Origin of the sequence: Cupriavidus basilensis, assembly GCF_029335485.1 — a bacterium.
GTDB lineage: Bacteria > Pseudomonadota > Gammaproteobacteria > Burkholderiales > Burkholderiaceae > Cupriavidus > Cupriavidus basilensis_E.
On the sequence record NZ_JARJLM010000406.1, the window covers coordinates 1 to 5,253 of the forward strand.

Here is a 5,253-nt window from a genome sequence, read left to right on the forward strand (position 1 = left end):
GCAACCAGGATTACCCTCGCCATGCAGACTCGCCCACGCCTTGCCATCAGCCGCGCCGCCGGCCTGGTGCTCGCAACCGCCTTCCTTGCCGCCCTCGCGGGCTGCGCGGGCACGCCGCCGGCCGCCGTGGCGGGCGATGTCGCGCACCAGTTCACCGGCAAGAGCTATGTGCTGCTGGGCGAGGTGCACGATAACGCCGACGGCCAGAAACGGCGCCTGCTCGCGCTCTCCAGCGCGCTCGAAGCCGGCTGGCGGCCGGCCATCGCGATGGAGCAGTTCGACCGCGAACGGCAGGCCGATATCGATCGCGCGCGGCGCGAGCGGCCCGGCGACGCCGCCTACGTAGTCGAGCAGGCCGGCGGCAAGGGCTGGCAGTGGGAGCTTTACAAGCCGCTGGTGGCGCTGGCCCTGCGCTACGACCTGCCGCTGGTGGCGGCCAACCTCTCGCGCGAGGATGCGGGCCGGATCGTGCGCAGCGGTCTCGACGGCGTCTTCGACGCGGCCGAGCGCAAGCGCCTTGGCCTGGCCGCGCCGCTGCCCGAAGACGTGGTGACGGAGCAGACCGCGGTGCTCGATCGCGGTCATTGCGGCCAGTTCCCCAAGGCCATGCTGCCGGGCATGCTCGATGCGCAAGCCGCGCGCGACGCGGTGATGGCGGCGGCGATGCGGCCTTTCGAGGACCGCGGCGTGGTGCTGATCGCCGGCAACGGCCACGTGCGGCGCGACGTGGGTGCGCCGCGCTGGCTTGGCGCGGATGCCGGCCTGATCTACAGCGTTGGCTACCTGGAGCAGGCCAGCGGCCACGAGATCGGCGCCTACGATCGCGTGGTGCTGGTGCCCGAGCACAAGCGGCCCGATCCCTGCGTGGGTGCCAGGCCGGGCGCCATGTCCGCGCCGGCCTGAGCCGCGCGCCTAGCCGAACAGTTCCTCGGCCACGGTGGGATGGAGCTGCACCGTGGTTTGCAGGTGCGACAGCTTCACGCCCAGCCGCAGCGCCACGGCGAGGGCCTGCACGATCTCCGGCGCGGCGTTGTCCATCATGTGCGCGCCCAGCACGCGGCCGCTGCGGGCATTCACCACCAGCTTCACCATCGAGGCCTGCTCGCCGCCGGCGAAGCGGGTCTCCAGCGAGACGAAGCGGCGCACCACGGTCTCGATGCGCTCCGGCTTGCCGGCCGCGGCGATGGCCGCGGCTTCGGTCAGGCCCACGCTGCCGATGGCCGGCTCGCAGAACACGGCGGTGGGCACCAGGTCGAAATCCGCGCGGTCGCCGCGGCGGCCGAACAGGCGGTCCGCCAGCCACCGGCCCTGCGCGGTGGCGACCGGCGTCAGGTGCAGGCCGTCGATGGCATCGCCGATGGCGTGGATCGAGCGCACCCTGCTGCGGAAGGAACGGTCCACGCGGATGCCGCCCTTCTCCGCTTTCTGCACGCCGAGCGTTTCCAGGCCGAGCCCTTCCCAATGCGGTGCGCGTCCGATCGCGGCCAGCGCCGCCTGCGCGCGCACCGTGCGGATACGGTCCTCGCCATTACCGGCGGCGTCCCGCTGCCGGTAGCACACGTCGATGGCGCCGTTGGCCTGGTTCAGCAGCGTCACTTCGGTATTGAAATGCAGCCGCACGCCCTTGGCGGCGAGTGCCTCCGCCAGGGCGTGCGCGATCTCATGATCGAAGCGCGCGAGCAGGCGGTCTTCGCGCACCAGCATCTCCACCTTGACGCCGTAGCGCGACAGGATCGAGGCTTGCTCCACCGCCACGTAGCCACCCCCGATCACCACCAGGGAGGCCGGCAGGCTTTGCCAGGTGAAGATGTCGTCGGAGCTGCAGGCCAGCTCGCCGCCCGGCACCGGCAGGGTACGCGGGCGGGCGCCGGTGGCAACCAGGATGCGCTTCGCGCGGATGGCCTGGGCGCCCACCTGCACCTGGTCCGGCGCGATCACCGTGGCGTCGCCGCGCAGCAGTTCCACGCCGGCTTCCTGCAGGCGGTGGGTGTAGGCCACCTGCAGCCGCGCCATCTCGGCATTGACGCGCACGATGGCGTCGCTCCAGTCTTCCTTGCCGCCGGTGTGGGACAGGCAGCCCGACAGGATGGCCGCCAGGCCGGCGCCATACGAGAGCATCTTCTTGGGGACGCAGCCGCGGTTGACGCAGGTGCCGCCGATCTCGCCGCGTTCGACCAGCACCACGCGCGCGCCGAGCACCGCTGCCCGCCGCGCCGCGGCGACGCCGCCCGAGCCCGCGCCGATCACCACGAAGTCGGCTTCGCGCTGCGGGCCGGGCTTGCGCCGGCCGCGGCGGGGGACCTGCTCGACCGCCTGTTCGGTGGTCGCCCTGCGGGCGCTCTGGCGCTCGGTCGTGGGTCTAGCCTGGCGTTTCGTCATCAATGCCTCCTGTGGCGGCGCGAGGGCCGCGTTGCACATCGCGATGACGGAGCCGCGAGGACGGCCGGCGCGTTGGTTGGACGCTACACGGCGGTGCCAAGCTCCGTCTTCAGGACAGACGGCCATTCACGCAAGAAGGTTTCCCCGTCGCGCCGGCCTAGATCGTAGGCACCGATCATCGCGCCGGGCTGGGTGTAGTCCCAGCTCGAGATCGGTACCCGTTGCGAAGGTTGCAGGTAGAGCCGGCGCTGGGCGCCGTGCCGCAATACGAAGCGGCGCGGGCGCGGATACAGCCGCGTCACCAGCACCAGGACGTCGCCGGGCGTTGCGTCGAGCGCATCGACTGGCACGTTGTCGACCATGCCGCCATCCAGCACCGGCCGTCCATTGCGCCGCAGCACCGGCGTAAAGGGCGGGGTCGAGGCCGATTGCAGCAACAGATCGGCCAGTTGTTCGGGCGACGCGCAGTCCTGCGCGCGCACGAACTCCGGATGGAAGCCGAGCTTGCGGCCAAGCCGCGGGTGCAGCGTCTTGAGCCAGTGCTTCTCGATGTTGTAGGCCACCAGGCCGGCCATCACCGCCAGCCGCGGGCCGCTCCAGCGCGGGATGTGCGCCACGCCGATGCGGATCTCCGGCGCTGTCTGCAGTTGCGCCAGGCGGCCTTCGCCAAAGATGTTGAGCAAGGCGGTGCGGTAGATGCCGTAATGCGGGAACACGCGCTGCCGGCTCAGCAGATTGCCCCAGTAGGCATTGCGGCGGTTGCCGGCGAGCACCTGCTGGTAGTACGCCATCACCTGGCGGGAATCGTGCGCATGGATCATGCAGGCCGTGGCGGCGCCGGCGGAAATGCCGGCGATCACGCGCGGGCGCAAGCCCAGCTCCGGCGCCACCGTGTCCCACCAGCCAGCCTGCCACCAGCAGCGGTTGCCGCCACCGGCAAATACCACCTGGTCGAACGGCGAGGCGGCCGCGGCGTGTGCGGCAGGTGCCACGGGCGCGGCGGCGGGCTGGATGACAAGTGAACTCATGCTGCGTGACTCATGCAAGGGATGGCGTGGCTCACAGCAGCGCGTAGGTGGTGGTGGCCTGCACGGCCAGCTTGCCGTCGGCGCCGGTCAGCTCGATCTCGCCGAACACCACGGTCTTGCCCAGCCGCAGCACATTGGCGCGCACCAGGATGTCGCCCTCGATCACCGGGCGCATGAAATTGGTGGTCAGCGTGACCGTGGTCATGGGCCGGAAGCCGCCCAGCGCGCTGGCAATCGCCACGATCATGGCGGTGTCGGCCGCGGACATCAGCACCTGGCCGCACACCACGCCACCCGCATGGCGAAATGATTCGTCGAAAGGCAGGCGCAGCGTTACGCTCTGCGCATCGACGCGCTCGGCCCGCAGGCCGAGCTGGCGCACCCATGGCGCCAATACGTGCTGCAAGGTGCCGTCGATATCGGCAAGCGTCAGGTTGGATTCCGGCATGGCACTCCCGTTTGTCCTGGGGTGGGGCCGGGCCAGGTTGCTATTCGATCTCCTCCGGCGCGGCGCGATGTTTGAGCCAATGATACAGGGGGCCGGTGCACAGCACCACGAAGGCCATCCGGATCACATGGAAGGCTGTCACCAGCGGCACGCCGAGCTCCAGCACCTTGGCCGTGATGCACATCTCGGCGATGCCGCCGGGCGTGGTGCCCAGGATGGCGGTGGCCGGATGCACGCCCGACATGGCCGACAGGGCCCAGCCGAACAGCGCGGAGAGCACCAGCGCCGCCAGCGTGTACAGCGCCACGCCGCCGAGGAAGCGTGGCGCGGTGTGGAGGAAGTCGCGCGAGAAACGCGCGCCCAGCGAGACGCCGATCAGCAACTGGCCGGCGCGGCTCATCCAGGTGGGGATGGCCGACAGCTCGATGCCCGAGGCGGTCAGCGCGGCCGCCGCCAGCAGCGTGCCGATCACGAAGGGATTGGGCAGGTTGACGCGCCTGGCCGCCAGCGCCACGCTGACGGTGATCGCGATCAGCGCGGGCAGCCAGAAGTAGTCCACCGTGCGCGGCCCCGGAATATACGGGTCCAGGCCGTGGATGCCGCCGTACTGGAACAGCGCGGGCACTGCCACCACCACCATCAGCACGCGCAGCGAATGCGCGGCGGCCACCTGGTCGATGCGCGCACCGTTGCGCTCGGCCAGGTTGGCCATCTCCGAGGCACCGCCGATGGCGGTCGAGAAGTACGCGGTCTTGAATGCCACGCCGGTGCTCCTGCGCAGCATGAACGCGCCGCCGCAGCCCAGCACCAGCGCAAACAGCGAGCCGGCGACGATATACGGCAGGAACTCCACCAGCCGCGCCACCACGTCGGGCGTGAAGTAGAGCCCGAGCGCGGTGCCGATGGCCCACTGGCCGGCGTTGCGCGCCTGCGTCGGCGCGCGCAGGTCGGCGCCGCGCATGCGCGCGATGGCTACCGACAGCAGCGGGCCGATCATCCACGGCAGCGGTGTGTGCAGCAGCGAGCAAAGCAGTGCGGCCGACAGGCCGAGCAGCAGCGTCAGCAGGACCGGACGCCAGCGGTGAATGAGAGAAGACATGTTGCAGCGGCCTGGCGTGGTGTTCTTATGATGGAGTGCAATGTAGAGACAAAGGCGCCGGTGCCATGGCGCAGCAACGGCAAAGGCCCGGCACCTCTGGAGGGCAGGGCCTCAGACTGTATAACGCATGCGACTGTTGGTTTGCTCCCCTTCCTCAACCCTTATGTGTTTCATAGACAGGTCTGCAGGGCCTAAAGGCGGAGTGGCGTCAGGCTCTTGGGCACATGGAGGTGTCACTTTTCTTTACTCGTAAAGAAAAGTAACCAAAAGAAAGCGACCCCTTGCAGGGGGGCTGGCTT

The 5,253-nt window shown here is 69.9% G+C and carries 5 protein-coding genes; 1 reads left to right on the forward strand and 4 read right to left on the reverse strand.

The window, feature by feature from the left end; all coding sequences use genetic code 11:
• Positions 1 to 21 precede the first annotated feature (21 nt).
• Positions 22 to 903: a ChaN family lipoprotein gene (locus tag P3W85_RS24310; protein WP_276266657.1), complete on the forward strand. Its 882-nt coding sequence runs from the start codon at positions 22 to 24 to the stop codon at positions 901 to 903.
• A gap of 9 nt (positions 904 to 912) precedes the next feature.
• Here P3W85_RS24310 and P3W85_RS24315 read toward each other — a convergent pair whose 3' ends face one another.
• From P3W85_RS24315 to P3W85_RS24330, 4 genes are all read right to left on the reverse strand, one after another.
• Entirely contained in the window at positions 913 to 2,379 is a 1,467-nt protein-coding gene (locus P3W85_RS24315) for a dihydrolipoyl dehydrogenase family protein (RefSeq protein ID WP_276266653.1), read from the reverse strand.
• Between the two features lie 83 nt (positions 2,380 to 2,462).
• Positions 2,463 to 3,407 (reverse strand): patatin-like phospholipase family protein, encoded by a 945-nt coding sequence (locus tag P3W85_RS24320; RefSeq protein ID WP_276266654.1) that lies wholly within the window; start codon positions 3,405 to 3,407, stop codon positions 2,463 to 2,465.
• Positions 3,408 to 3,438: 31 nt separating this feature from the next.
• Positions 3,439 to 3,855 (reverse strand): PaaI family thioesterase, encoded by a 417-nt coding sequence (locus P3W85_RS24325; RefSeq protein WP_276266655.1) that lies wholly within the window; start codon positions 3,853 to 3,855, stop codon positions 3,439 to 3,441.
• A gap of 40 nt (positions 3,856 to 3,895) precedes the next feature.
• The gene (locus tag P3W85_RS24330) at positions 3,896 to 4,954 is read right to left on the reverse strand and encodes an AbrB family transcriptional regulator (RefSeq protein WP_276266656.1); all 1,059 of its coding nucleotides are present in this window, start codon (positions 4,952 to 4,954) and stop codon (positions 3,896 to 3,898) included.
• Positions 4,955 to 5,253 lie beyond the last annotated feature (299 nt).

Coding starts and splice junctions, on each gene's coding strand:
- P3W85_RS24310 (WP_276266657.1), top strand. CDS start 22: ATGCAGACTCGCCCACGCCTTGCCATCAGCCGCGCCGCCGGCCTGGTG.
- P3W85_RS24315 (WP_276266653.1), bottom strand. CDS start 2,379: ATGACGAAACGCCAGGCTAGACCCACGACCGAGCGCCAGAGCGCCCGC.
- P3W85_RS24320 (WP_276266654.1), bottom strand. CDS start 3,407: ATGAGTTCACTTGTCATCCAGCCCGCCGCCGCGCCCGTGGCACCTGCC.
- P3W85_RS24325 (WP_276266655.1), bottom strand. CDS start 3,855: ATGCCGGAATCCAACCTGACGCTTGCCGATATCGACGGCACCTTGCAG.
- P3W85_RS24330 (WP_276266656.1), bottom strand. CDS start 4,954: ATGTCTTCTCTCATTCACCGCTGGCGTCCGGTCCTGCTGACGCTGCTG.